At 70.6% G+C, this 26410-nt stretch carries 24 protein-coding genes; 12 read left to right on the top strand and 12 right to left on the bottom strand.

Going from position 1 to position 26410, the window contains the following annotated elements:
- Positions 1-81: 81 nt before the first annotated feature.
- The 3 genes from AA0Y20_RS03815 to AA0Y20_RS03805 form a co-directional block, all read right to left on the bottom strand.
- A complete protein-coding gene (locus AA0Y20_RS03815) occupies positions 82-1575 on the bottom strand; it encodes a DHA2 family efflux MFS transporter permease subunit (RefSeq protein ID WP_412937575.1) in 1494 nt (497 codons plus the stop codon).
- Complete coding sequence (locus AA0Y20_RS03810) at positions 1572-2195, bottom strand: PadR family transcriptional regulator (protein ID WP_412937574.1); 624 nt, start codon at positions 2193-2195, stop codon at positions 1572-1574. The genes AA0Y20_RS03815 and AA0Y20_RS03810 overlap by 4 nt, the downstream gene beginning before the upstream one ends.
- Before the next feature lie 65 nt (positions 2196-2260).
- Complete coding sequence (locus tag AA0Y20_RS03805) at positions 2261-2731, bottom strand: DUF2695 domain-containing protein (RefSeq protein ID WP_412937573.1); 471 nt, start codon at positions 2729-2731, stop codon at positions 2261-2263.
- Positions 2732-2763: 32 nt separating this feature from the next.
- Between AA0Y20_RS03805 and AA0Y20_RS03800 the strand changes: the two genes are divergently transcribed.
- From AA0Y20_RS03800 to AA0Y20_RS03790, 3 genes are all read left to right on the top strand, one after another.
- Positions 2764-3642: a phosphoribosylaminoimidazolesuccinocarboxamide synthase gene (locus AA0Y20_RS03800; RefSeq protein WP_412937572.1), complete on the top strand. Its 879-nt coding sequence runs from the start codon at positions 2764-2766 to the stop codon at positions 3640-3642.
- A 115-nt stretch (positions 3643-3757) separates the two neighbouring features.
- A complete protein-coding gene (locus tag AA0Y20_RS03795) occupies positions 3758-5098 on the top strand; it encodes a uracil-xanthine permease family protein (RefSeq protein ID WP_412937571.1) in 1341 nt (446 codons plus the stop codon).
- Between the two features lie 129 nt (positions 5099-5227).
- Complete coding sequence (locus tag AA0Y20_RS03790) at positions 5228-6109, top strand: VOC family protein (protein ID WP_412937569.1); 882 nt, start codon at positions 5228-5230, stop codon at positions 6107-6109.
- 3 nt (positions 6110-6112) lie between these two features.
- Here the strand turns inward: AA0Y20_RS03790 and AA0Y20_RS03785 are convergent, their stop codons facing one another.
- The 5 genes from AA0Y20_RS03785 to AA0Y20_RS03765 form a co-directional block, all read right to left on the bottom strand.
- Positions 6113-7126, bottom strand: a complete 1014-nt coding sequence (locus AA0Y20_RS03785) for a LacI family DNA-binding transcriptional regulator (protein WP_412937568.1) — start codon at positions 7124-7126, stop codon at positions 6113-6115.
- A 7-nt stretch (positions 7127-7133) separates the two neighbouring features.
- Positions 7134-8651, bottom strand: a complete 1518-nt coding sequence (locus tag AA0Y20_RS03780) for a GH1 family beta-glucosidase (protein ID WP_412937567.1) — start codon at positions 8649-8651, stop codon at positions 7134-7136.
- Positions 8648-9565, bottom strand: a complete 918-nt coding sequence (locus AA0Y20_RS03775; protein WP_412937565.1) for a carbohydrate ABC transporter permease — start codon at positions 9563-9565, stop codon at positions 8648-8650. The genes AA0Y20_RS03780 and AA0Y20_RS03775 overlap by 4 nt, the downstream gene beginning before the upstream one ends.
- Positions 9562-10617 (bottom strand): carbohydrate ABC transporter permease, encoded by a 1056-nt coding sequence (locus AA0Y20_RS03770; RefSeq protein ID WP_412937563.1) that lies wholly within the window; start codon positions 10615-10617, stop codon positions 9562-9564. Before AA0Y20_RS03770 ends, AA0Y20_RS03775 begins: the two co-directional genes overlap by 4 nt.
- Positions 10618-10686: 69 nt before the next feature.
- Positions 10687-11949 (bottom strand): extracellular solute-binding protein, encoded by a 1263-nt coding sequence (locus tag AA0Y20_RS03765; RefSeq protein WP_412937562.1) that lies wholly within the window; start codon positions 11947-11949, stop codon positions 10687-10689.
- 233 nt (positions 11950-12182) lie between these two features.
- Between AA0Y20_RS03765 and purS the strand changes: the two genes are divergently transcribed.
- Genes purS through AA0Y20_RS03750 form a run of 3 tightly spaced genes read left to right on the top strand, consistent with a single transcriptional unit; the run spans position 12183 to position 14083 of the window.
- Entirely contained in the window at positions 12183-12428 is a 246-nt protein-coding gene (purS, locus tag AA0Y20_RS03760) for a phosphoribosylformylglycinamidine synthase subunit PurS (protein ID WP_120263805.1), read from the top strand.
- Positions 12425-13129 carry a phosphoribosylformylglycinamidine synthase subunit PurQ gene (purQ, locus tag AA0Y20_RS03755; protein ID WP_412937561.1) on the top strand — a complete coding sequence of 235 codons (705 nt, stop codon included), beginning with the start codon at positions 12425-12427 and terminating at the stop codon, positions 13127-13129. Before purS ends, purQ begins: the two co-directional genes overlap by 4 nt.
- A 24-nt stretch (positions 13130-13153) precedes the next feature.
- The gene (locus AA0Y20_RS03750) at positions 13154-14083 is read left to right on the top strand and encodes a 2-hydroxyacid dehydrogenase (protein ID WP_413332002.1); all 930 of its coding nucleotides are present in this window, start codon (positions 13154-13156) and stop codon (positions 14081-14083) included.
- Positions 14084-14095: 12 nt separating this feature from the next.
- Here the strand turns inward: AA0Y20_RS03750 and AA0Y20_RS03745 are convergent, their stop codons facing one another.
- Positions 14096-14713: a nucleotidyltransferase family protein gene (locus AA0Y20_RS03745; protein WP_412937559.1), complete on the bottom strand. Its 618-nt coding sequence runs from the start codon at positions 14711-14713 to the stop codon at positions 14096-14098.
- Complete coding sequence (locus AA0Y20_RS03740) at positions 14710-15738, bottom strand: XdhC family protein (RefSeq protein ID WP_412937558.1); 1029 nt, start codon at positions 15736-15738, stop codon at positions 14710-14712. The genes AA0Y20_RS03745 and AA0Y20_RS03740 overlap by 4 nt, the downstream gene beginning before the upstream one ends.
- 147 nt (positions 15739-15885) lie before the next feature.
- Here AA0Y20_RS03740 and AA0Y20_RS03735 point away from each other — a divergent pair, with 147 nt between their 5' ends.
- The 6 genes from AA0Y20_RS03735 to AA0Y20_RS03710 all read left to right on the top strand — a co-directional run bounded on the left by AA0Y20_RS03735 (position 15886) and on the right by AA0Y20_RS03710 (position 23208).
- Positions 15886-16734 (top strand): FAD binding domain-containing protein, encoded by an 849-nt coding sequence (locus AA0Y20_RS03735; RefSeq protein ID WP_412937557.1) that lies wholly within the window; start codon positions 15886-15888, stop codon positions 16732-16734.
- Positions 16731-19496 carry a molybdopterin-dependent oxidoreductase gene (locus tag AA0Y20_RS03730; protein ID WP_412937556.1) on the top strand — a complete coding sequence of 922 codons (2766 nt, stop codon included), beginning with the start codon at positions 16731-16733 and terminating at the stop codon, positions 19494-19496. The genes AA0Y20_RS03735 and AA0Y20_RS03730 overlap by 4 nt, the downstream gene beginning before the upstream one ends.
- Positions 19497-19647: 151 nt before the next feature.
- Complete coding sequence (locus tag AA0Y20_RS03725) at positions 19648-20757, top strand: ABC transporter substrate-binding protein (protein ID WP_412937555.1); 1110 nt, start codon at positions 19648-19650, stop codon at positions 20755-20757.
- 23 nt (positions 20758-20780) lie between these two features.
- Entirely contained in the window at positions 20781-21602 is an 822-nt protein-coding gene (locus AA0Y20_RS03720) for an ABC transporter ATP-binding protein (RefSeq protein WP_412937554.1), read from the top strand.
- Positions 21602-22408, top strand: a complete 807-nt coding sequence (locus AA0Y20_RS03715; RefSeq protein WP_103841665.1) for an ABC transporter permease — start codon at positions 21602-21604, stop codon at positions 22406-22408. The genes AA0Y20_RS03720 and AA0Y20_RS03715 overlap by 1 nt, the downstream gene beginning before the upstream one ends.
- Positions 22405-23208 carry an ABC transporter permease gene (locus AA0Y20_RS03710; protein ID WP_412937553.1) on the top strand — a complete coding sequence of 268 codons (804 nt, stop codon included), beginning with the start codon at positions 22405-22407 and terminating at the stop codon, positions 23206-23208. Before AA0Y20_RS03715 ends, AA0Y20_RS03710 begins: the two co-directional genes overlap by 4 nt.
- Positions 23209-23283: 75 nt before the next feature.
- Here AA0Y20_RS03710 and AA0Y20_RS03705 read toward each other — a convergent pair whose 3' ends face one another.
- Positions 23284-24663, bottom strand: coding sequence for an amidohydrolase family protein (locus tag AA0Y20_RS03705; protein WP_412937552.1), 1380 nt, complete (start codon positions 24661-24663; stop codon positions 23284-23286).
- Positions 24664-25096: 433 nt separating this feature from the next.
- On the bottom strand, positions 25097-26347 hold the full coding sequence (locus AA0Y20_RS03700; protein ID WP_412939696.1) for a M20 family metallo-hydrolase: 1251 nt from the start codon (positions 26345-26347) through the stop codon (positions 25097-25099).
- Between the last annotated feature and the right edge of the window lie 63 nt (positions 26348-26410).

Here is a 26410-nt window from a genome sequence, read left to right as displayed (position 1 = left end):
CCGTCTCCAGCCCGACGTCGGCTGCGACGTCCGAGCTGAACGTGTTCTTGAGGAGTTACGGCAGGCCACCGGTCAACCAGCTCAGCGCTTCGCGAGGTGCGCGGGGCGCTTGAGGAAGATCACGACGATCACCGCGACCCCGATGACGATCGCAGGCAGGATCATGGCCTGCGCCATCGCGGCGGAGAAGCCCTCGGCGATCGCGGGAGGCATCGTGCCGCCCCCGCCGCCGAAGTCGCCGCTCGCGGCATCCCCGGCACCAGGCAGGTTCGCCGTCAGCCGCGACTGCATGTACGCCGCGATGGCCGCCGAGCCGATGACCGAGCCGACCGTTCGGGTCGTGTTGTAGATGCCCGAGCCGGCGCCGGCCTGACGCGGCGGCAGGTTGCGGGTCGCCGTCGTAGCGAGCGGCCCCCACATGCCGGCGTTGGCGATACCGATGATCGCGGCGGGGATGAGCAGCAGCAGGACGGGCGCCTCGGTGTTCATCAGCAGCGCGTAGCCGACGAGGCCCACGACCATCAGCGTCAGGCCGGGGACGAGCAGCAGACGCGGGTCGACCCGGTCGAGGATGCGGCCGGCGAGCGGCGCGAGCGCTCCCGAGAGCACCGCCATCGGCACGAGCAGCAGCGCAGACTGCGTCGGCGTCAGGCCGCGCGCGAGCTGCGTGAAGAAGGCCATCGGCAGGGCCATGCTCGTCACCGTGAACCCGACCGCGGCGATCGCGAGGTTCGAGATCGCGAAGTTGCGGTCGCGGAACAGCTCGAGCGGCACGAGCGGCTCGCTCTTGGTGCGTCCCTGCGTCCAGATGAAGACCGCCATCACGACGACGCCCGCCGCGATCGTCACCCAGATGCCGGCGGCCCACTCGTAGTGCTCGCCTTCCTGCAGACCGAAGACGATGAGGAAGAGTCCGATCGCGCTGAGCACGACGCCCACGACGTCGAAGCGGTGCGGGTGCGTCTCGAGCTGCGGCACGAGGCGCCACGCCAGCACGAATGCCACGACGCCGACGGGGATGTTGACGAAGAAGATCCACTCCCACCCGAAGCCGTCGACGAGGAGGCCGCCCGCAAGGGGGCCGACGAGGGTGGCGACACCGGCCGTCGCGCCCCACAGGCCCATGGCCGCGCCGCGACGCTCGGCGGGGAAGGTGCGGGTGATGACCGCCATCGTCTGCGGGGTCATCAGCGCAGCGCCGAGACCCTGCACGGCCCGGGCGACGATGAGCACGGCGAGAGAGCCCGACAGCCCGCAGGCGAGCGAGGCGACCGTGAAGATCGCGAGCCCGATCAGGTAGATGTTCTTCGGTCCGAACCGGTCGCCCAGACGGCCGGTGACCAGAAGGGGCACGGCGTAGGCGAGCAGGTACGACGACGTGACCCACACGACGTTGTCGAGGTTGCCCGTCGACGGGTCGAGCGCGGCCTTGATCGCGGGGTTCGCGACTGAGACGATCGTGGTGTCGACGAGGATCATGAAGAATCCGATGACCATCGCCCACAGGGCGGGCCACGGGTTGACGGTGGGCGCGGCGCCTCCGGGGACGCGGACGGTGCTGGTTCTCTCGCTCATGCGCGGGCGGCTTCTCTCTGTGCCAGGTAGCGGTCGGTCGGTGAGAGGTCGGAGACCCCCCACACGGTGTCGGGACGACGGATGTACTCGACCGCTTCGTCGAGCCAGGCGACATCCGCCGACAGCAGAGCCGTCTCGCGGTGCACCTCGATCCAGAACTGGGGATATGAGCCGCGTTCGATGGCATGGTCGCGCGCCTGACGGTGCGCCTCGAGGGATGCCGCCAGGGCGTCCCGTCGCTCGCTGAGGAGCGCCACCACTTCGGCGCGGTCGAGGTTGTGCGACTCGGCCAGCGCGACGCGGAATCGGTCGGGGCGGTCGACCGCGGGCAGCTCGCGCCGCACCCACGCGATCATCATGTCGGCGCCGGCGCTGGTGAGCGTGTACGTCGTCCGCTCCGGGCGGTTGCCGTCGCGATCCGTGCCGACCTCGGCGATGAGGCCCTGCCGTTCGAGGCGCGCGACTGTGTGATAGATCGTGCCGTGGGTGAGGGCGACCAGTCGGTCGGCCTTGCGCTCGCGCAGCAGACGGACCATCTCGTAGGCATGCATGTCGTCCTCGTGCAGCAGCGCGAGCAGCATCAGCCCCAGCGGGGTGAGTCGGTCGACGGCATCCGGCATGGCATCCCCCTCTCGATTAGTCCATGTGGACTATACGCCTTTTCTCACGGCCCACGCGACATCGTTCACCACCCGCCGAACCGCACCCGGCGCCAATGGGCACACGGCTGTGCGGAGCCGTGCCCGACCGAGGCGCAGGGGCGCAGCTCGGCGGGCGAGCCGCTGCTTTCGGCGTCCGCACGCGCGTCGAGATCGGGCGCGGCGATCGCCAGCCCCGGCAGGCTCAGCGGACGGGCTGGCGTATAGACCTTGAAGAACACACGGCAATCGCACTCGCCGCCCCGCGCCACCAGTCGGCGCTCGAGCGTCGTCGCCCGCGGCGTGCGGAGGTCGCGATAGTGACGCATGAATCGGAGCGTGTCGGCACAGCCGAACGCGAGCAGCATCCGCTGCAGGTAGCAGACCAGGCATTCGCGGGTCGTGGGCGCGAGCAACGACGCCTCGAGGTCGCGCAGGTAGTGCTCCGCCTCGTCGGCAATCGTGGTTTCCATGCCGACATGATCGTGCGGGCCTCCGACATCGAACCCGCGGCCCACGCCACCCCCCCACGCTCCGGGATAATGGCCGGGTGAGCGCCCTCGATCTGCCCGGCTGGAAGCACGTCTACTCCGGCAAGGTCCGCGACCTGTACCGCCCGGAAGAAGGACCCGCCGACCGGATGCTGGTGGTCGCGAGCGACCGTGTGAGCGCGTTCGACCACGTCCTCGAGCCCGGCATCCCCGGCAAGGGCGAGCTGCTGACGCGCTTGAGCCTGTGGTGGTTCGCGCAGCTCGCCGGCCATGACGGCGGCCGGCCGATCCCCAACCACGTGCTCGGGCTCCAGCCCCCGGCCGAGGTCGCGGCCCGGGCCATGGTCGTGCGCGAGCTCGACATGCAGCCGATCGAGTGCGTCGTGCGCGGCTACCTGACCGGCTCGGGCTGGGCCGAGTATCGCGAAAACGGCACGGTGTGCGGCATCCCGCTTCCCGACGGCTTGCAGAACGGCGATCGGCTCCCCGAGCCGATCTACACGCCGGCCTACAAGGCCCCCCTCGGCGAGCACGACGAGAACATCTCGTTCGAGCGCTCCGTCGAGCTCGTCGGCGCCGAGACCGCCGCGGCGCTCCGCGACGCGTCGCTCGAGATCTATCGGCGCGCGGCGGCCCTCGCCGAGAGCAAGGGGCTCGTCCTCGCCGACACGAAGTTCGAGTTCGGCCTCGACTCCGACGGTGTGCTGACATTGGCCGACGAGGTGCTGACGAGCGACTCGTCGCGCTACTGGGATGCCGAGGCCTGGCGCACCGGCTCGACGCCCGCCGAGCGCATGGCCAGCTACGACAAGCAGATCGTGCGCGACTGGCTCGCGGGCGCCTGGGACAAGACCGGCACTCCCCCGGCCCTCCCCGCCGACGTCGTCGAGCGCACCGCGGCGAAGTACCGCGAGCTCCTCGAGACGCTCGCCGGCTGACGACCGGCCGCACACACGCTCTGCGGAGCGCCGACGCGGCATCCAGGGATCTCACAGGTAGGGTAGGGCCGCTCTCGCGCTCCATCCCGAATCCCTCATCATCCCGAGGAGCCCCATGCCCATCTGGTCCCTCCACGGCGACGGTCGCACCGTCGCGCGCGGCGCCGTCGTCAAGCCCGGCGAGCGCCTGAACTGGCCCGGCACCATCGCGATCGGCGCACAGCACGTCGTCGCGATGTTCGGCGCGACGTTCCTCGTGCCGATCATCACCGGCTTCCCCGTCTCGACGACCCTGCTGTTCTCGGGTCTCGGCACGCTCGTCTTCCTGCTGATCACGCGCAACAAGCTGCCCAGCTACCTCGGATCGTCGTTCGCCTTCATCGCGCCGATCACCGCACTCAACGGCGGCAATCGCCTCGAGACCGCCGAGCAGATCACCCAGGCTCTCCTCGGCGTCGTCGTCGCGGGTCTGCTCCTCGCGGCCGTCGGCTTCGTCGTGCAGGCGTTCGGCACGGGCTGGATCGAGAAGCTCATGCCGCCCGTGGTCGCCGGCGCGATCGTCGCGCTGATCGGCTTCAACCTCGCACCCGCCGCGTGGAACAACTTTCAGCTGCAGCCCGAGATCGCGACGGTGACCCTGTGTGCCGTCATCCTGTTCAGCGTGCTGTTCCGCGGGTTCCTCGGCCGCATCTCGATCTTCCTCGGCGTCATCGTCGGGTACGTCGTCGCCGCCGTCACCGGACAGGTGCAGTTCGAGGCCGTCGAGGCCGCCGACTGGTTCGGCCTGCCCGACTTCCATCTCGTGGCGATCGGGGATGCCGCGGCGTGGTCGATCGTCCCGATGTTCCTGCCCGTCGTGCTCGTGCTGATCGCCGAGAACGTCGGTCACGTGCGCGGTGTCGCCACCATGACCGACGACCCGTCGATCAACAAGCACACCGGCCGCGCCCTCATCGCCGACGGTGTCGCGACGACGCTCGCGGGCGGCTTCGGCGGCTCGGGCACCACGACCTACGGCGAGAACATCGGCGTCATGGCCGCGACCCGCGTCTACTCGACCGCCGCGTACTGGGTGGCGGGCATCGTGGCGATCCTGCTGGCGTTCTCGCCCAAGGTCGGCGCCGTGTTCAACACCATCCCGGCAGGCGTGCTCGGCGGCGTCACGACGGCGCTCTACGGTCTGATCGGCGTCATCGGCATCAAGATCTGGGTCGACAACCGCGTCGACTTCTCGCGCCCGGTGAACCAGTACACCGTCGCGGTGTCGTTCGTCATCGCGATCGCGGGATTCGCGATGAACTTCGGCTCGCTGCAGTTCGGCGCGATCGTCCTCGGCACCATCGCGGCCCTCGTGATCTACCACGCGGGCAACGCGATCGCCCGCTGGCGCAAGACCGGCGCCGACGACGGCGGCCCCATCCCCGCCGTAGGCCCCCTGGGTGGAGACCCCCAGTAGCGAAAATTCGAGTGCACGGCATCCCGTCCAGAGGACGACTTTCAGACGCGAGGATGCCGTGCACTCGGCGTTTCACCGTGCACTCGGCGCCGCCCGCGGGGAATGACCATGGGGGGTGGGGGGTTGTGTATGTGTGTGAATGAGAAATTGGCGGATGCCACCACCATGGGCGCCGTCACCCTGCTGGTCGGCGACCTCGACGGGATGACGCGGTACTACCGCGATGTCGTCACACTGCAGGTGCTCGCGGCCGAGGGTGACACCGTCACGCTCGGGCGCGCGGGGCGGCCGATCGTGATCCTGCGGCATGAGCCCGCGCTCCGCCACGCGGCCGCCGGCTCGGCGGGCCTCTTCCACACGGCCATCCTGTTCGAGACGCAGGCAGCCCTCGCTGCCGCGCTCTACAGCGTCGCCCGCCACGCGCCCTCGACCTTCACCGGCAGCGCCGACCACCTCGTCAGCCAGGCGTTCTACTTCACCGACCCCGAGGGCAACGGCATCGAGCTCTACTGGGACCGCGACCGCAGCACCTGGTCGTGGACCCACGGACAGGTCGAGATGGACACACTCCTGCTCGACCCCAACGCCTTCCTGCGCGAGCACCTCGACCCCGCCGCCCTCGACGGCTCAACCGCGACCGGCTCCACACCGTCCGATCCCGCCCGGGTCGGGCACGTGCACCTCTCGGTCGGCGACGTGGCGACCGCCCGCGCCTTCTACATCGACGCGCTCGGCTTCGACACGACCGCGGCGCTCGGCAATCAGGCCCTCTTCGTCAGCGCGGGCGGCTATCACCACCACATGGCGATGAACGTATGGAACTCGCGAGGCGCGGGGCCGCGCATGCCGGCACTCGGGCTCGGCCGCGTCGACCTCGCCCTGCCGACATCCGACGACCTCGGCGCCCTCGCCGAACGTCTGCGCCACCACGGCGTCGAGGTGCGCGACGACGGGCGGACGGTCGTGTTCGACGACCCCTGGAACAACACGCTCCACGCCGCCCTGGCCTGAGCGTCAGGCCGAGCCGCGGACGATGAGCTCGGTGTCGAGGATGGTCACCTCGGGCGGCGACAGCCCCGCGAGCCGCGCGAGCAGAACGTCGGCCATGCACTCGCCCTGGGTGAACGAGGGCTGCCTCATCGTCGTCAGCTGAGGCTCGGTCGTCAGCGCGACCGGCGAATCGTCGAAGCCCACGACCGCGACCTCGTCGGGGATCCGGATGCCTTCGGACGCGAGCACCTGCATGGCGCCGCGCGCCATGAGGTCGCTGGCCACGAAGAGTCCGTCGAGCGGCTCGCCCGCCGCGAGGATCGCACGCATCGCCACCGCGCCGGACTCGGTCGTGAAGTCGCCCTGCACGACGGGAGCCGGCGTCAGGCCCGACTCCGCGAGCGCCACGCGATGGCCCTCGGCACGGTCGACACCCGCGGGCATGGACGGCGGCCCCGTGATGGCGCCGATGTGGCGGCATCCACGACCGATGAGGTAGGCCGTGGCATCCCGCGCACCGGCGACGTTGTCGACGTCGATGTAGTAGTCGCCGGCCCGCGATCGGACGGGGCGCCCGCCGTAGACCACGGGGATCGCGGCGGCGATGCGCTCGATGAAGGTGTCGCTCGTATGGTGCGACACGATGATCGCGCCGTCGACGGCGCCGCTGCGCACGTACTGAGCGGTCTTGTCGCCGGGGTCGGCGCTGGCCATGATCAGGTTCAGCACGTAGTCGCTGCGGCTGATGCGCGAGTTGATGCCCGATACGACCGACGCGAAGAACGGGTCGCCGAACACGCGACTGGTGTCTTCGGGGACGACGAGCGCGATCGCCATCGTCGACCGGCTGGCTAGCGAACGGGCGGCGCGATTGGGCACGTAGTTCAGCTCGTCGATCGCGCGGCGCACCGACTCGAGGGCTGCCGGGCTGACCGCGGTCGAGCCGTTGACGACGCGCGACACGGTGGAGCGCGACACACCGGCGACGGCCGCGACCTCTTCGATGGTCGCGGCCGTCCGGTTCTGGTCGGAGATCACAGGTGGGCTACCTCGGGACGGCGGTCCGGGCGGCGTCCGCCGCAGCGGGAACGTCGATCGCACGATCTGCGATGACCCGACGATACTCCTTCGCGCTGTCCTTCAATGTCCGCTCCTGCGTGTGGTAATCCACGTGCACGATGCCGAAACGCTTCTCGTAGCCCCAGGCCCATTCGAAGTTGTCGAGCAGCGACCAGTAGAAGTAGCCGCGCACGTCGACACCGGCATCCTGAGCGTCGAGGATCGCGCCCAGGTGAACCCGCAGGAACTCGGCCCGCTCGGCGTCGGGCACGGTCTTCTCGCCGTCGACCTCGACGAGCTCGTCGTCGTAGGCGGCGCCGTTCTCGGTGACGTAGAGGATCGTGCCCACCGGCTGCGCGTACTCGGTCCACACACGCTCGAGCAGCTGCGTCAGTCCCGCCGGCTGCACCTCCCAGTGCATCGACGTTCGCAGCAGCCCGCGCTCGTGCCAGTAGATGTCGTGACCGGCGGGCCATGGCGTACCGGTCTTCCGATCGGTCGGCGCGTCTCCCGGCGTCGGCGGGTGAGGGTCGGGACGACCGCCCACGAACTCGCCGTGGTAGTAGTTCACCCCGAGGGCGTCGAGCGGCTGGGCGATGATCGCCTCGTCGCCCGGACGCACGGCCTCGCGCCAGCGTTCGACCGCCGCGGCATCCACTCTCTCGATGTCGGCGACGATGTCGCCCGGGTACGCGGCCCGGAAGATCGGGTCGAGGAACCAGCGGTTGAACTGTCCGTCGATCCGTCGCGCGGCGTCGACGTCGGCGGCATCGTTCGGGTCGGCCGGTTCGGCGACCGTCAGGTTCAGCGTGATACCCAGCGACAGCGAGGCATCGCGCTCGCGCAGGGCTGCGACCGTCTGTCCGTGGCCGAGCAGCAGGTGGTGCGCAGCGAGCATGCCGTCGCCGATGTCGAACCGTCCGGGGGCGTGGATGCCCGCGGTGTAGCTGAGGAACGACGAGCACCACGGCTCGTTGAGCGTCGTCCAGTGGTGCACGCGGTCGCCGAGCGCGTCGTGCATGTCGAGGGCGTACTCCGTGAAGCGGTCGGCCGTCTCGCGCAGGGTCCACCCGCCCCGCTCCTCGATCGCCTGCGGCAGATCCCAGTGGTAGAGCGTCAGCCACGGGATGATGCCGGCGCCGAGCAGTTCGTCGACGAGCCGCTCGTAGAAGTCGACGCCCTTCGGGTTGAGCGGACCGCCGTCGGGACGCACGCGCGACCACGAGGTGGAGAACCGGTACGTGTCGAGGCCGAGCTTCTTCATGAGCGCGACGTCGTCGCGGTAGCGGTGGTAGTGGTCGCACGCGACATCGCCGTTGTCGGCGTTGATCACGGCACCGGGAACACGCGCGAACGCATCCCAGATCGATGCCGTGCGTCCGTCCTCGAAGGCCGCGCCCTCGATCTGGTACGCCGCGGTGGCTGCCCCGAAGAGGAAGTTGGTGGGGAAACTGCGCGAAGCGTTCATGTTCTCCTGCTGAATACGGTCGAGGTTCAGGGTCATCCCTTCACCGCCCCGGCCATGATGCCACTGACGAGCTGCTTGCCCGCGAAGATGAACAGCAGCAGCAGCGGGATGGTCGCGAGGATGACGCCGGCGAGCACGACCGAGTAGTCGACGAAGTAGTTCGACTGCAGCAGCGACAGCGCCACGGGCAGCGTCGGGTTCTGCCGGTCGAGCACGATGAACGGCCAGAAGAAGTTGTTCCAGGCCCCGACGAAGGTGAAGAGGAACAGCATCGCCGCCGCGGGGCGCGCCGCGGTCATGCCGACGGTCCAGAACGTGCGGATCATCGAGGCGCCGTCGACGCGCGCGGCCTCGATCAGCTCATCGGGCACCGCCTGACGCAGGTACTGCGTCATCCAGAACACCCCGAACGCGCTCGTGAGCGCGGGGATGATGATGGCGCCGATCTGTCCCGTCCAGCCGAGCTCGGAGAACAGGATGTAGAGCGGCACGACGCCGAGCTGCTGCGGCACGGCCATCGTGGCGATGACGAAGACCAGCAGCGCCGGACCGCCGTGGAAGCGCAGCTTCGCGAAGGCCCAGCCGGCGAGCGTCGAGGTGATCACGACGGCGGCGGCGATGAGGAACGAGCTGTAGATCGAGTTCCACAGCGCCGGCCAGAAGTTGACGGCCGGGTTGGAGATGACCGACAGGGCGTTCTCGATGAAGTTGCCGCCGGGGATCCACGGGAAATCCCCGCGCAAAGTGGTGGAGTCACCCGAACCGATCACGAAGGACCAGTACAGAGGGAACACCGCCGAGAGGAAGACGGCCCCGAGGATGCCGTAGGTCCAGATCCCGGGCCGGCTGCCGCGGATGCGGCGGGCGCGGGCTCCGCGACGCTGCTCGCGAGCGGTCGGGATTCCTTCTTCCACCGTGGCGAGAGGGGCGGGAGTGCCGATGGTGCTCATGCCTGGTTCTCCTTCAGCGCGCGCTGCGCCTGCTTGGCCTGCTGCTTCTGCTGCCGTTTGCTGAGCTCGCGCCTCAGCCCCTCGTCTCGGACAAGGGTCCGGGTGACCACGAGGTTCACCAGACCGATCAGCACGATGATGAGGAAGAGGATCCACGCCATGGCGGCGGCGCGGCCGAAGTTCCACTGCCCCCAGCCCACGTCGTAGAGGTAGAGCGTGATGGTCAGCCACTGCTGCGCCGAGCCGCCACGGCCCGCCTGGTCGAACACGCGCGGCTCATCGAAGATCTGCAGACCGCCGATCGTGGCGGTGATGATGACGAAGATGAGCGTGGGCTTGAGCGAAGGCAGCGTGATCGAGAAGAACTGGCGCACGGGGCCCGCGCCGTCGACAGTGGCGGCCTCGTAGAAGTCGCGGTTCACGGCCTGCATGGCCGCGAGCAGGATGAGGGTGTTGTAGCCCATCCAGCGGTAGTTCACCATCGTCGCGATCGCGACGTGGCTCCAGAACGGCTCGACGTGCCAGGGGACGGCTCCGATGCCGATCGACTGGAGGATGCCGTTGATGAAGCCCGACTGGTCGGCGAACATCGCGTTGAAGATGAGGCCGACGGCGATGGGCGCGACGACGTAGGGGACGAGCACCGCCATGCGCCAGAAGGTCTTGGCGCGGATGTTGCGGTCGAGCACGGCGGCGATGAAGATCGCGAGCACGAGCTGCGGAACGCTCGAGAGCAGGAAGATGCTGAAGGTGTTGCGCAGCGCCGTCCAGAAGTGGGGCTGCGACAGGATCCAGATGTACTGGTCGAATCCGATGAACTCACCCTCGCCGCGGATGAGATCCCAGTCCATGAACGAGATCACCGCGGTGTACGCGATGGGGAAGAGCCCCACGATCGCGAACATGATGAAGAAGGGTGAGATGTAGAGGTACGGCGAGAAGCGGATGTCCCACTTGCTGAGCTTCTGCGAGAACGAGATCACTCGCGGAGGACGACCGCCGTCGTCGTTTCGGGGGGCGCGCGTCGCCGGGCGCTGCTGAGTCGTGGTCACGATCGTCCTTCGGGTGCGAGGGGGGACGCCGGGGCGCACCGGCGATGCGGTGCGCCCCGGCAGGGCGGGTCAGAAGCTTCCGACCTCGTTCACCCAGGTCTTCCAGGAGGTCTCCTTGTCCTCGATGCCGTCGAAGACACGCGTGATCGCGTTGCCGAGGGCGTCGTGGAACTGGAAGTACTTCGGGCCCTTGAAGGTCGTCACGGTGATCGCATTGGCGCGGTCGATACCGATCTCACCCGTGGGCGCGTTGTTGAAGTACTCGCTGACGAACCCGGTCAGGTCGGGGCTCGACTGCGCCTCGGGCTGGCTCGGGAAGGTACCGGCGTTGTTGAAGGCCTTGATCTGCGTCTCGGGCGAGGTCAGCCAGTCGGCGAGCTTCTGCGCGTTGGTGAGGTTCTTGCCGTTCGCGGGAACGACGAGGTACGAACCGCCCCAGTTGCCGCCGCCCTCGGGGAACGCGTTGGCGATGTCCCAGCCGGCGATGTCGGGCGCTTCGCCCTCGATGATGCCGTGCATCCACGGCGGGCACAGCATCGCGGCGAACTTGCCGCTCGCCATGGCGGCGTACCAGTCGTCGGTCCACTGTCCCGGGTAGGCGGAGATCGGGATCGCCTTGTCGACGACGGTGTCGTAGGCCTCGCGGATGTCGGGGTTCTCGGTCGCGATGACCGTGCCGTCCGGCTCTTCGTAGGCGACCTCGAGCTGGTTCACGACGCCCTGGAGGACGGAGTTGGCCGAGTCGATGAAGGGCTGACCGGTCTTGGCGACGTAGTCGCTGCCGACCTGGAAGAACGCGTCCCACGTCGGGAACAGCTGGGCGACCTCTTCGCGGTCGGTGGGCAGGCCGGCGGCCTCGAACAGGTCGGCGCGGTAGCAGATGGCCTGCGGTCCGACATCGGTGCCGTACGCGACGAGGTTGCCCTCGGCATCCGTGGCGGCCTTCTCCTTCCAGTCGAGCCAGCGGCCCGCGAGCTCGTCGGGGACCGGCGCGACGAGGTCGGAGTACTGCATCATCTCGGGGAACCAGTCGACCTCGACGCCCTCGACGTCGGCGAGACCGGTCTTGCCGAGCTTCTGGAAGAAGTTCGTGCGGGCATCGTTCGAGGTCGCCGCCTTGGTGTGGACGACCTTGATGCCGGTCTCCTCGGTGAACTCCGCGAGCAGCTCGTCGGTGTATCCGAAGTCGTTGAACGTCGCGAGGGTGACGGTGTCGGAGTCGCCACCGGATGCGGCCTGGTCACCTCCGCCCGAACATCCGGCGAGGACGATGGCCGAGGTGGTTGCGACGCCGGCCACGAGGCCGATCCGCCGCAGTGCGCGTGAGTTCACGTGTCACTCCTTCGTGATTGCGGGTATCTGGTGCGCGGCGGTTCGCACCCGTCTATGGGAGCGCTCTCACCGATTGACCATGACCATACGGGAGCGCTCCCAGGATCACAAGAGAGCGCTCCCAAAGCCAATGGTCACGATCCGGTCACGAGACCGGCCGGATGCGGCGAACGAGGCGCGCATCCCACCCGTAGACTGGTCGCGCACCCATCCCGCGACCTCCGGAGCGAGCAATGCCCACCATCGTCGTCGACGTCATGCCCAAGGCCGAGCTGCTGGATCCGCAGGGCAAGGCCGTATCGGGCGCGCTGACCCGCCTCGGCGTCGCCGGGTTCTCCGACGTCCGCATCGGCAAGCGCTTCGAGCTCACCGTCGACCGCGCCGACGAGGCGACCCTCGAGACCGCTCGCCGCATCGCCGACGAGATCCTGTCGAACTCGGTCATCGAGGACGTCGTGAACATCGAGGTCGTGGAGTGACCGCGCGCATCGGAGTCATCACCTTCCCCGGCTCGCTCGACGACCGCGACGCTCAGCGCGCCGTCCGCCTCGCCGGTGCCAAGCCCGTCGCGCTCTGGCACGGCTCGCACGACCTCGACGGCGTCGACGCGCTCGTGCTGCCCGGCGGCTTCAGCTACGGCGACTACCTCCGCGCCGGCGCGATCGCCGCGCTCGCGCCGATCATGTCCGAGGTGAAGGATGCCGCAGACAAGGGCATGCCGATCCTCGGCATCTGCAACGGCTTCCAGATGCTCGTCGAGGCGCACCTGCTGCCCGGCGGTCTCATCCGCAACGCCCACCAGCAGTTCATCCGCCGCGACCAGCGGCTCGTGGTCGAGAACGCCGACACCGCCTGGACGAGCGGCTTCGAGGTCGGCCAGGAGATCGTCATCCCGCTGAAGAACGCCGACGGCGGCTTCACCTGCTCGGCCGAGACGCTCGAGCGGATCGAAGGCGAGGGCCTCGTCGCCTTCCGCTACCGCGGCGTCAACCCCAACGGCTCGCTCGACGACATCGCCGGCCTCACGAACGAGCGCGGGAACGTCGTGGGTCTGATGCCCCACCCCGAGCACGCCGTCGAGCCGGGCTTCGGTCCGAACACCACCGATGCGATGCGCTCCGGCACCGACGGGCTCACCTTCTTCACGTCGGCCGTCGCGGCGGTGCTCGCCCGCGTCTGAGCACCGGGTCGGTAGCGTGGGGGCATGAGCGAATCCCCCCGCAGTGTCGTCGTCAGCGTTCCCACCGATGAGCTGGCGGCCGACATCGGCGCCCTGCCCGACGGTGTCGAGCTGGTCGTCTGGGACCTCCGCTCTCCCGCGCCCCGCGATTCGTTCGACCTGGTGGTGCCGCCCTACATGTCGGGCAAGCGACTGCTCCGCGCTCTCGAGGGCGTCCGGGTCGGGCTCCTGCAGAGCCAGTCCATCGGTTACGAGGGGATGGGCGCATACCTGCCCGAGGGCGCCCGTCTCGCGAACGCGTCGAGCGTGCACGAGACCGCCACGGCCGAGATCGCCGTCGGCCTCACGATCGCCGCGCAGCGCGACCTGGCGGACTACGTCCGCAATCAGGAATCGGCCCGCTGGGCGCCGCAGTTCAGCCGCAGCGTCGCCGACCGCACGGTCCTCGTGCTCGGCTACGGCGGTGTGGGCAAAGCCGTGGCATCCCGACTGCTGCCGTTCGAGACGACGATCGTGCCGGTCGCATCCCGGGCCCGCGACAAGGACGGGGTCCACGTCCACGGCATCGACGAGCTCGACGACCTGCTGCCGCGCACCGACATCCTCATCATCACGCTGCCCGGCGGCGAGCCGACGAAGGGCCTCATCGGCGCACGCGAGCTCGCGCTCCTCCCCGACGGAGCGCTCGTCGTCAACGTCGGTCGCGGCACCGTGCTCGACACCGACGCGCTCGTGGCCGAGCTGCAGTCCGAGCGGCTGCGCGCCGCGCTCGACGTCGTCGACCCCGAGCCGCTGCCCGAGGACCACCCGCTGTGGCGTGCTCCCGGAGTGATCGTCGTGCCTCACGTGGGTGGCGCGGCCGACGCCATGCGTCCGCGGATCGCGAAGCTCGTCCGCACGCAGATCGAGCGCCTCGCCGCCGGCGAAGAGCCGGTCAACGTCGTCGACGGCTGACGACGCCCGGCGTCATCCGGCGGGTGCCCGGCCGTCATCCGCCCGTCCGGCATCCGGCACGTGGTCGACGTCGCGGCCGTGCCACAGATCGGAGCACTCCACGCCGACAGCACCGATGCGCCCGAGGTACGCACCCGCCCCCTCATCGCCGGAGACCGCGCGCGCGGCGGCGTCCCAGTGCGCCCGGCCGAGGACGACGGGATGGCCGGGACGTCCGCCGAAGACGGCGCGGTGACGCGCGCGAGCATCACCGGCGGCGGCGGTCAGCAGCCGGGCCACCGCGCGGGCGGGCAGGTCGGGGACGTCGACCGGCACGATGACCGCGACCGCGGCGTCGGTGCCGGACGCCGCCGCGAGCGCCGCGCGCACGGTCGCCGACAGGCCGTCGCGCCAGTCCTCGACCACGCACGCGCGTGCCTCCGCGGGGATAGGCGCCGCCGGCGCGGCACCGAGCATCACGAGGATCGGCTCGCACCCGGCCGCAGCGAGCGCCGCCACCACGCCGTCCAGCCAGGCGCGCCCCCCGGGCGCGACCGCCAGCGCCTTCGGCATGCCGTAGCGCGTGCCGGCTCCGGCAGCGAGAACGATCCCGACGGGCGGAGTGCGACGCCGCGCGACGTCGTCCGTCACGCGAGCAGGTGGTCGACGCGGCATCCCTCCGGCGCCGTGTCTCGATGGATCGGGCCCGATCCGACGCGCAGCGGCGCGCCCGTTCCGCCGCGCCGCGCGGCCACGACCTCGGCCAGGATCGAGAGCGCCACCTCGGCCGCGCTCGTACCGCCCAGGTCGAGCCCGATCGGCGAGCGCAGCCGGTCGACGAGCGCTGCCGGCACCCCGTCTTCGACGAGCCGACGGACGCGGTCCGCGCACGTCGCGCGGCTGCCCATCGCACCGACGTACGCGGCCGGCGACACGAGCGCGGCGGCGAGTGCGGGCACGTCAAACTTCGGGTCGTGGGTGAGCACGCAGACGGCGGTGTGCACGTCGAGGCCGGCGGCTGCGAGATAGCGACCGGGCTGGTCGACGACGACCTCCGCGCCCGGGAAGCGGTCGGGGCGAGCGAAGACGTCGCGCGGGTCGACGACGACGACGTGGAATCCCGTTGCCGTCCCGAGCGCGACCAAGGCCACCGCGACCTCGACGGCGCCCACCACGATGAGCCGCGGCGGTGCGCCGAACTGCAGGTCGACGCTCCCAGCGGGCGCGGGGGCGGGAGCCGTGCCCGCGTCGACGATCGACGCCGATCCGATCCCATCGCCGGCCGTCCGCAGCCGGAGCACGGTGGCGACCCCGCCGTGGTCGCGCGCCGCGAGAAGAGCGAGCGTGGCAGCCTCGGGCGACCCGGGCACGAGCGCGCGCACGAGCACCTCGATCGTGCCGCCGCACGAGAGTCCGACCGCGACGGCGTCGTCATCGGCGATGCCGAAGCGGTCGACCACCGCGTCGTCGCCGGCGAGCACCTCGACGCACCGCTCGTAGACGGCTCCGTCGACGCATCCGGCCGAGACGTTGCCGAACGCCCGCCCGTCGGCCGCGACCAGCATCGAGGCACCGATCTCGCGCGGCGAACTGCCGGAGGCCGCGACGACGGTCGCCACCGCGACGGGTCGGCCGGCGGCCAGCTCGTCGCGGGCGACAGCGAGGATCTCGCGCATCGGGCCTCCTCGGGGCGGGAACAGGACTCCTCCGCACGTTAGGCGTCACGTGTTGCCGGTTCGTTGCGGCTCGTTGCGGCGACGTGAAACACGGGCGAAATGCGGGGCTGATTCACTCATGCGACGTCCGAGCCGAGAGGAACCCCGATGGACATCACGACCGTCACCGGCTTCCGCGCCGCCCGGACGCGCGACGATCTCGTGCTGGCGCCGGGCGAGAGGTTCATCGCCGGAGGCACCTGGCTGATGTCGGAGCCGCAGCCGGAGACGACCGGCTTCGTCGACCTCACGACGATGGGCTGGCCCGAGCTCGAGGTCGATGAGAACGGCCTGCGCATCGCCGCGACGTGCACCATCGCGCGGCTCGTCGCCTTCGCAGCCGGGCGCCTCGAGATGACCGCGCCCGCCGACTGGACCGCGCTCGACCTCGTACCGGCCGCAGCGAACGCCCTCCTCGCGAGCTTCAAGATCTGGAACACCGCCACGGTCGGCGGAAACCTCTGCCGCGCCTTCGCCGCGGGGGCCATGATCAGCCTGTGCGCTGCGCTCGACGGCGTCGCGGTGATCTGGCACGCCGACGGCGGGGAGACGCGGATGCCGGTGGCCGAGCTCGTCGTCGACGATGGCGCGACCTGCCTCGCGCCGGGCGACCTGCTGCGGGCGATCGAGCTGCCCGCCGCGACGCTGCGCTCGCGCGCGGTGCTCCACAAGATCGCCCTCGCCGAGCTCGGCCGGTCGGGGGCCGTCGTCACCGGGCGCCTCGACGACGACGGGTCGGCCACGTTCACGATCACAGCCGCCGTCCGGCGCCCGGTCGTGCTGCGCTTCTCGGGGATCCCGTCCGACGCGGCGCTGGTCGCGGCCGCCGAGGCGGCACCCGGCTACTACAGCGACCCGCTCGGTGCCGCGGACTGGCGCCGCGCCGTCAGCTCCGTGCTCGCTCGTCGAGCCGCCGCCGACCTGCGGCGCGGGACCGACCGGAGGGAGTCCGCATGAGCGCCGACGCCGTCAGGTTCGAGGTCGACGGGGTGGCGGTCGAGGCCGCGCCCCGCGCCGGGCAGTGCCTGCGCACGATGCTCCGCGAGACGGGCCGCCTCGAGGTCAAGAAGGGCTGCGACGCGGGCGACTGCGGTGCCTGCTCGGTGCTGCTCGACGGCGAGCCGGTGCATTCCTGCCTCATCCCGGCGGCGCGGCTCGACGGTCGCAGCGTGACGACCGCGGCCGGTCTCGCGCCCGGCGACGACCTGCATCCGGTGCAGGAGGCCCTCGTCGAGCACTTCGGCTTCCAATGCGGGTTCTGCTCGCCGGGTCTGAGCGTGACCGCCTCGACGCTGTGCGCCGACGATCTCGACGACCTCGACCGGCGACTCAAGGGCAACTTGTGCCGGTGCACCGGCTACCGCCCGATCCGAGAGGCCGTCCGCGCCTCGGTGCTCGGCCCCGTGCGCGAGACCGGCGTGCCCGCCTCGGCCGAAGGCGCTTCCTCGGCCCCGCGCGGAGTCGGCCGTTCGGTCTCGCCCGAGGCCGCGCGACGCGTGGTGCAGGGCCGTGAGCCCTACACGTTCGACATCGCCGACACCCCGGCCGGTCCGCCGCTCGTGCTGCGCGTGGTCGGATCGCCGCACGCGCACGCCCGCATCCTCGCGATCGACACGGATGCGGCGCGGGCCGTGCCCGGCGTCGTCGCCGTCCTCACTCCGGCCGACGTCCCCCGCATCCGCTATTCGACGGGCCGGCACGAGCACCGCGAGGACGACCCCGACGACACCCTCATGCTCGACGAGGTCGTGCGCCACGTGGGACAGCGGGTCGTCGCGGTGGTCGCCGAGACCGCCGAGGCCGCCGACGCCGCCCGGCGTCTCGTACGTGTGGAGTACGAGGTGCTGCCGGCGGTCTTCGACCCCGACGAGGCACGGAGCGCCGGCGCCCCGCTGCTGCATCCCGACCGCACGCCCGCCGACCGCGTCGACGACGCCGGCCGCAACGTGATCGCGGGACTCCACCGCGAGACGGGCGACACCGCGGCCGCTCTGGCGGCGAGCGCCGCCGTCGTCAGCGGTACCTGGTCGACGCAACGCGTCTCGCACGCGCAGCTCGAGACGCACGGCTCCGTGGGATGGCTCGACGACGCGGGACGCCTCGTCATCCGCTCCTCCACCCAGGTGCCGTTCCTCGCCCGCGACGAGATCGCCCGGCTCTTCGACCTGCCCGCCGACCGGGTGCGGGTGTTCACGGCGCGCGTGGGCGGCGGCTTCGGGGGCAAGCAGGAGATCTTCACCGAGGACCTGGTCGCGCTGGCGGTACTGCGCACGGGCCGACCGGTGGCCTACGAGTTCTCGCGGACGGAGCAGTTCCAGCGCGCGTCACTGCGGCATCCGATGCGCGTGTCGGTGACCCTCGGCGCGGATGCCGACGGCCGACTGACCGCGATGACGGTGGATCTGCTGAGCGACACCGGAGCCTACGGGAACCATTCGCGCGGGGTCATGTTCCACTCGCTCGCCGAGTCGGTCGCGCTGTACCGCTGCGACGCCGTGCGCCTCGACGCCGAGGTCGTCTACACGAACAACGTCCCGTCGGGCGCCTTCCGCGGATACGGGCTCGGCCAGGTCATCCTCGGCGTCGAGTCGGCGATGGACATGCTCGCCGAGAAGCTCGGCATCGACCCGTTCGAGCTGCGCCGTCGCAATGCGGTCGGACCGGCGGATGCGACGCACGAGCACGACCTCGTCTGGGGCAGCTACGGCTTCGACCAGTGCCTCGACCTCGCCGAGGCCGCGCTGCGACGCGGCAACGGCTCCACCGCACCCGACGGCTGGCTCGTCGGCGAAGGCATGGCGGCGGCCATGATCGCGACGATGGCACCGTTCGGCCACATCGCCCACACGACCGCGACGCTGCGTCCCGACGGCTCGTACCTCCTGCGCACCGGCACGGTCGAGTTCGGCAACGGCACGAGCACGGTGCACCGGCAGATCGCGTCGTCGGTGCTGGGCAGCGAGCACCTCGAGGTGCGCAGCGCCGACACCGACGCCGTGCGTCACGACACGGGCGCCTTCGCCTCAGCCGGCATCACCGTCGCCGGGAAGGCCCTGCACGCCGCCTGCTTCACGCTGGCCGATCGGATGCGTCGGGCCGCGGCCGCGCTCACAGAGACCTCCCCGGCCGACGCGGTGCTGCAGCCCGACGGCTCGGTGCGCACCCCGGTGCGGCTCGTCGGCCCCGCTGAGCTGATCGCCGCCGCCGATCCGGCGCACCGCGACGAGCACGGGCTCACCGCCGACGGCAGCGAACTCGGCGAACAGCGATCGCTCGCGTTCAACGTCCACGCCGTCCGCGTCGCGGTCGACCCCGAGACCGGATCGGTGCGCATCCTCCAGTCCATCCAGTCGGCGGACGCGGGGGTCGTGCTCAACCCGGCCCAGTGCCGCGGACAGGTCGAGGGCGGAGTCGCGCAGGGCATCGGCAGCGCCCTGTACGAAGAGGTGATGATCGACGACGGCGGGCGCGTGATGAACCCCGTGTTCCGCACCTACCGCGTGCCGCAGTCGGCCGACATCCCCGACACGGAGGTGTTCTTCGCCGAGACCGACGACGCGCTCGGACCGTTCGGCGCGAAGTCGATGAGCGAGTCGCCCTACAACCCCGTCGCGCCCGCGATCGGCAACGCGATCGCCCGTGCCCTCGGCCGACGAGCCTACGAGCAGCCCTTCAGCCGCGATCGGATCTGGCGGCTGGCTCAGCGCGACGCCCGCTGAGCCGCGACGCATCGGAAGCCGTCACAGCATCGAAACACGAGCGCGACGGTGACCGAAATATTCAAGCAATAGCTTCAAGCCAGCACCTCCCCGCAGCGGCATCCGTGCACCCGCGCTGCGTTCCTGCACCCGCACACCCGAAGGAGAACCGATGCCCGCACCGCGCATCCGGAAACACCGCCTCGCCGCGACCCTGGCCACCGCCGCCGTCGCAGCCCTCGCCCTCTCGGCCTGCTCGTCGAGCTCCGCCGAGCCCGGCGCATCGGGCTCCGACGACTCCGCGTCGTTCGGCGAGATCAGCGTGCAGTACTCGTGGATCAAGAACGAGGAGTTCGCCGGCGAGTTCTACGCCTACGAGAACGGCTACTACGACGAGGCCGGCTTCGACGAGGTCATCGGCATCTCCGGGCCCGACACGGGCGTGGCGAAGCTGCTGTCGGGAACCGTGCAGGTCGCGCTCTCGGACGCCGCCTCGGTGGGCGCCGCCGTCGCCGAGGAGGATGCGCCGCTGAAGATCATCGGCGCGACCTTCCAGAAGAACCCGTTCACGATCCTCTCGCTCGCCGACGGCGGCAACATCGCGACCCCGCAGGACCTCATCGGCAAGACGATCGGCGTCCAGGACTCCAACGCCTCGGTGTTCGCCGCCCTGCTGAACGCCAACGACATCGACCCGAGCGAGGTCACCGTCGTTCCGGTCGACTTCGACCCGACCCCGCTCATGGACGGCCAGGTCGACGGCTTCATGGCCTACCTCACCAACGAGGCGCTGACCGTCGAGCTCGCGGGCTACGACATCACCAACCTCTCGTACGCCGAGAACGGCGTGCCCTACGTGGCCGAGACGTTCACCGTCACCGACCAGTACCTCGCCGAGAACAAGGAGCTGCTCAAGGAGTTCCTCATCGCTGAGATCAAGGGCTGGACCCAGGTGTTCCAGCAGCCCGTCGACGACACCGTCAGCCTGGTGCAGAAGTACTACAACCAGGCCGCCGAGGAGTCGGAGGACGGCCTCGAGGCCGTGTTCGGCGCTCTCGACCCCGCGAAGACGACCGCCGGCATCGCCGCCCAGAACCTGCTCATCTCGACCGAGGAGACCGAGGCCAACGGCCTCTTCACGATCTCGGACGACCTGAAGCAGCAGACGGTCGACTCGCTCGCCGCCGCAGGCTGGAAGGTCTCGGTCGACGACCTGTTCGACACCACCATCATCGACGAGATCTACGACGAGAACCCGGAGCTGCTGGACTACCTCCCGTAAGTTCGGACGCTTCCCGCCATCACATGACACACGACGACACCCGGGATGCCGGTGCCCCTCGCGGCACCGGCATCCTGATCGACGGCCTCAGCAAGACCTTCCACACCGGCCGCGGCCGGACAGTGACGGCCCTGCAGGACACCCACCTCCACACCGACAAGGGCTCGTTCCTCGCCCTGCTCGGCCCCTCGGGATGCGGCAAGTCCACCATCCTGCGCATCCTCGCCGACCTCGAGAACCCGACCGCGGGCGAGGTCCGCGTCGACGGCAAGACTCCCCATGAGCTGCGTCGCGACCACGAGCTGGGCATCGCCTTCCAGGACCACGCCCTGCTCCCCTGGCGCAGCGTGCTGGCCAACATCCGGCTGCCCTTCGAGATCGCGGGCCGCACGCCCGACAAGGCCTACATCGACGAGCTCATCGCGCTCGTCGGGCTCACTGGCTTCGAGAAGGCGAAGCCCGCGCAGCTGTCGGGCGGCATGCGGCAGCGCGTCTCGATCGCCCGCGCGCTGGCCCTGAAGCCCTCGGTGCTACTGCTCGACGAGCCGTTCGGCGCCCTCGACGACATGACGCGGCAGAACCTCAACCTCGAGCTCCTGCGCATCTGGACCGAGAAGCCCGCGACGACGCTGCTCGTCACCCACGGCATCTCCGAGGCGATCTTCCTCTCCGACCGTGTCGCGGTCATGTCGCCGCGGCCCGGACGCGTGGTCGAGATCATCGACGTCGACCTGCCGCGCCCGCGGACGCCCGAGATGATGCGGACCCCGGAGTTCCACGCGCTGGTCGACCGCGCGTCCGAGCTGCTCTTCGGCAGCGACGGTCGCGCCGACGCGGAGTCGTGATGCGCCGCGCCGGAATGCCGACCTGGCTCGCGGGCGTCATCGGCGCCGTCGTGCTGATCGCGGCATGGTGGCTGCTGTCGGTCACGGCGTTCTCGCCGCCCGAGGGCACGACCTTCACCCCCGTGCCATCCCCGTTCACCGTGTTCGAGACCATCGTCCGCGACGGCCTCGCGCCGTACTGGACGGTGTTCCAGGTCACGATCGGCGAAGCGATGATCGGCTACGTCTGGGGCAACGCGATCGCGCTCCTCCTCGCGTCGACGGTGCTGCTCCTCCCCCGCCTCGAAGTCGTCGTCACCCAGATCGCCGTCGTCAGCTACTGCCTGCCCGTCGTCGCCGTCGGCGGCATCGCGATCGTCGTGCTCGGCGGGGCCAAGCGCGCGGGCGACCCGAGCGCGACCGCGATCTTCCTCGCGGCGCTCGCGGTCTTCTTCACCACCGTCGTCGGCGCGCTGCTCGGGTTCAAGGCGGCCGACAAGGCGTCGCTCGACGTCGTGCGCGTCTACGGCGGGTCGCGGTGGACGCAGCTGCGCAAAGTGCGCCTGATCGCCGCCACCCCCGCCATCCTGAACGCGCTGCAGATCGCGGTGCCGAGCGCCTTCCTCGGCGCCATCCTCGGTGAGTACATGGGCGCCATCGACCGAGGCGTGGGCATCACCCTCATCAAGCTGCAGGGCGACCTCGACTCGCCCCGCGTATGGGCGGTGTTCCTGCTGTCGGCGATCGTCGCCCTCATCGGATACGCGGCCCTCGGCCTCGTCGCGCGTCTCGTCACGCCGTGGGTCTCGGGAAGGTCGGCCGCATGATCGTCGCCCTCCGCCGCTCCGTCGGCCGCTCGCTGATCAACGCCCTCGCGACCGTGATCATCGTGCTCGCGCTGTGGTGGGCCGTCGTCAACCTCACGGGCATCTCGACCTACGTCGCCAAGGGCCCCGCCGAAGTGTGGGAATTCCTGTTCACCGCCGACGACGCCGCCGAGAACCGCATGGACCTGTGGCCGCTCATCGGTCAGACGGTGCAGGATGCCGCCCTCGGGTTCGGCGTCGGCATGCTCGTCGCGCTCCTGCTCGCCGTGGCGTTCTCGCTGTCGAAGGCGATCGAGGCGGGCGTCATGCCGCTCGCGCTGCTGCTGCGCTCGGTGCCGCTCGTGGCCATCGCGCCGGTCATCATCCTGATCACGGGCCGCGGCACCGCGGCATCCGTCGCCGTCATCGGCTCGATCGTCGTGCTCTTCCCCGCCCTCGCATCGATCCTGTTCGGCCTGAGCCGCGCGACGAAGGAGAGCCTCGACCTCGTGCACGTGTACGGCGGCGGACGCCTCGCGCAGCTGCGCAAGGTCAGCGTGCCGGGCGCGCTGCCCTCGCTCTTCGCCGCCGCCCGCGTCTCGGTGCCGGGCGCCGTCACCGGCGCCCTCCTCGCCGAGTGGCTGTCGACGGGGCAGGGCATCGGCGGCATGATCGTGAAGTTCACCGCGACCGCGCGCTTCGACGACCTGTGGGCGTCAGTGGCGATCATCACCCTGCTGACCCTCGTGCTCTACAACCTCGTGCAGATCGCCGAGACCTTCGTCCTCACCCGCATGGGCATGACGACCTCCGTGGCCTGACGGGTCTGTCGACCCGAGCCGCGAGACGACATATGCAGCTGTCGTCTCGCGGCTCGGGGGCGGGCGGGCCGAGGGTCAGTGAGGGTGGGTGGGGCGGCGACGCGCGACCTCGGCGAGGCTCTCGTGCAGACGCGCAGACGCCTCGGCGGCCAGGGGGTTCGCCGACGTGCCGCGATCGTCGACCAGGACGCCGCCGACGTACACGCGCGTCAGGTTGCGGGGACTCATCGCGAGCACGTAGCTGCGCACCGGATGCCACAGCGGACCCACATCGGGACGCCGGGGGTCGACCACCACGAAGTCGGCCAGCTTGCCCACCTCGAGCGAACCGACCCGGTCGGCGACGCCCATGATCTCGGCCGCGCCGAGAGTGTGCAGCCGCAGCACCTGCTCGGGCATCATCGCGAGCGGATCCTGCAGACGCGCCCGCTGCTGATAGATACCCATGCGCATGTTCTGCCAGGGATCCGAGACATCCGTGCACGCCTGGTCATCGAGTCCGATGCCGACCTTCATCCCCTTCGCCAGCATCTCGGGAACCTGCGCGGTCCCCGACGCGAGCCGCCCGTTCGAGGCGGGCTGCCATGACATCGCGGCACCGCCCGCGACGGCTTCGTCGATGATCTCGGGGGTCGTCTGGATGAAGTGGCCGAAGACGAGACCGAGACCGAGCGCCCCGGCATCCCGATACTGCGCGAACTTCGACCGCTGGTGCTCCACCGCCTCGGGCGACTCCAGGAAGTGCGCCTGGTTGGTCACGCCGTATCGGCGCATCGCCTCGACCTCGAGCCACGCCGCTTCCTCGCGGGGCGACCACTGCACCTGGCCCATGATCGACGCGCCGAGCGCGAAATCGGGGTCCATCGTGCGGGTGTGCGCGACCGACGCGGCGAACCGCGCGAAGATCTCGTCGTCGGAACCGACGGTGACATCCATGCCGATCGAATCGACGAACCGGATGCCGGCGTCGCGCGTCGCGTCGGCCTGACGCGTGTGGTACTCGAGCTCGCGCATCCGGGCGTCGCCCACGCGCTTGCCGTCGACCATCGACTCCCAGGACTGCAGCGGGTCGGTGAAGTTGTAGGCGGTGGTCACGCCGTTCGAGAGGAAGTCCAGGGCGCCGTGGAGCGTCGACCAGTAGACGTCGTCGGCGGTCATGTGGGCGGTGGTCCCGAGCATCGCGTCGCACCAGCCGTAGAGCGTCTCGGCGACCCCGAGTCCGCGCAGACCCGAGGTGAACAGGTGCGAGTGGCTCGAGACGAACCCGGGAGCCACGAACGACCCTCCGGCGTCGAGGGTCTCGTCGGCGGTGGTGCCCGCGGGCGGATCCCCGGCGCCGATGGCGGCGATGCGCCCGTCGTCGCCGACGAGCATCCATCCCTCCTCGATGTAGCCGGGGTCGTCGGTGCCGGCGGGCACCGTGATGAGGCGGGCGTGGGTCACGAGCAGGCGCATACCCGCACGCTACCGAGCCCATGTTTCGCCCTCGGGTCAGGGGTATTGCGCCCGCGCGGTGAGGATCGGGCGGGTCGCAGGTGCGGCGACGCCGGCCATCCCCGATCGGGTCGCGGGTCATGTGCCGTCGACAGGATGAGCGCCCCGGATCCGGCCCCGACGGCCGCTCGAAGCACCCTCAGCCTGTTCGCGGGACCGCGCCGCCCCGCGCCGGTGAGGACGACGACCCGCACCGCCCCGCGCCGGGACCGAGCACCGTCCCGGGAGGGTCGGGCCGACCAGACCTGGCCGCCTACGTGCCGCGCACAGGATGAGGCCGCCGAAACCGCCGTGCCGGACCGGCCACGCGGCTCTCAGCCTGTGGACGGCACGGGGACAGACCGAAGGGCCCGGCACGGGACGACCCCGACGGCCGGGGACAGGGCCGGGCGGGTCAGGCGGCGGCGCGGCGGTCGGCGGCGAGGTGCAGGACGGATTCGGCGAGGGCGCGGATGCCGCGGGCGACATCGGCGGTGGAGACGTCCTCGTCGGGGTGATGGCTGATGCCGTCGGGGTTGCGCAGGAACAGCATCCCGATGTCGGTGAGACCGCCGAGAGCCATGCCGTCGTGCCCCGCCCGGCTGAAGATCGCGGGCGGCTCGTCGGTCACCTCGCCCGCCGTCGCACGGATGCCCTCGCGCACGACGTCCTGCAGGAGGGGCGCGCAGGCGACCGCCGCGGCATTGTGGATCTCGCGGTGCTGCCACCGCAGTCCCCGGCGTCCCATGATCTCGTCGAGCTCGGCCGCAAGATGGCGCCAGACCCGGTCGCGCTCACCGTCGAACTCGCCGCGCAGATCGAGGGAGAACTGCACCTCGCCGGGCACGATGTTCACGCCGCCCGGGAACGCCTCGAACTGGCCGACCGTGCCGATGATGTGGTGCTCGGCCCGGCAGATCCGCTCGACCGCGAGAGCCGCCTCGGACGCGCCGAGCAGTGCGTCGCGTCGCATGTCGTAGGGCGTGCCGCCGGCATGGCGCGCCTCGCCCTCGACCGACAGCAGGAAGCGTCGGGCCGAGGCGATCGACGAGACGACGGCGAGCGATTCGCCGCGCCGGTGCAGCTCCGGACCCTGTTCGATGTGCGCCTCGAGGTACCCGACGAGCTCGTCCGGGCGGCGCGCCGCCTCGCCGATCCGACCGGGGTCGAGCCCGAACTCGCGGAAGGCCTCCACGAGCGTCGTGCCCTCGGCGTCGGCGAGGTCCCACCAGGCGTCGTCCCAGACGCCGCCGACCGCCGACGATCCGAGCAGCGCCTTGCCGAAGCGCGTGCCCTCCTCGTCCCAGAACGCGGCGACCTCGAGGGCGAACGGCAGGGGCGACCGCCACGACGAGCCGTCGTCGTCGGCGGGCTCGCGCAGCATCCGCACGACCTCGATCCCCATGAGGACACCCACGATGCCGTCGTAGCGCCCGGCGTCGGCCACCGTGTCGAGATGCGAGCCGATCATGAGCGCGGGCTCGTCGCCGGCGGTGCCGAGCCGGCCGATCTGGTTGCCGGCGGCATCCTGGCGCGTGGTCATGCCGACCTCCCGCATCCACTCCGCGGCCAAGCGGTTGACGCGGGCGTGCTCGGGCGAGAGGTAGACGCGCTCGATGCGGTCGGGGGCGGCGCTGATGCGCGCGAGGTCGTCGCAACGCGACATCACCCGGCGTGCCGCGTCGGCGATGCGTTCGGGCGACACGGGGAGCAGAGCGGATGCCACGGC

It is taken from the genome of Microbacterium pratiae, assembly GCF_047302165.1.
Lineage (GTDB): Bacteria > Actinomycetota > Actinomycetes > Actinomycetales > Microbacteriaceae > Microbacterium.
The sequence above is the reverse complement of the archived record's forward strand: the minus strand, read 5'-3'. Positions and strand labels throughout refer to the sequence as shown.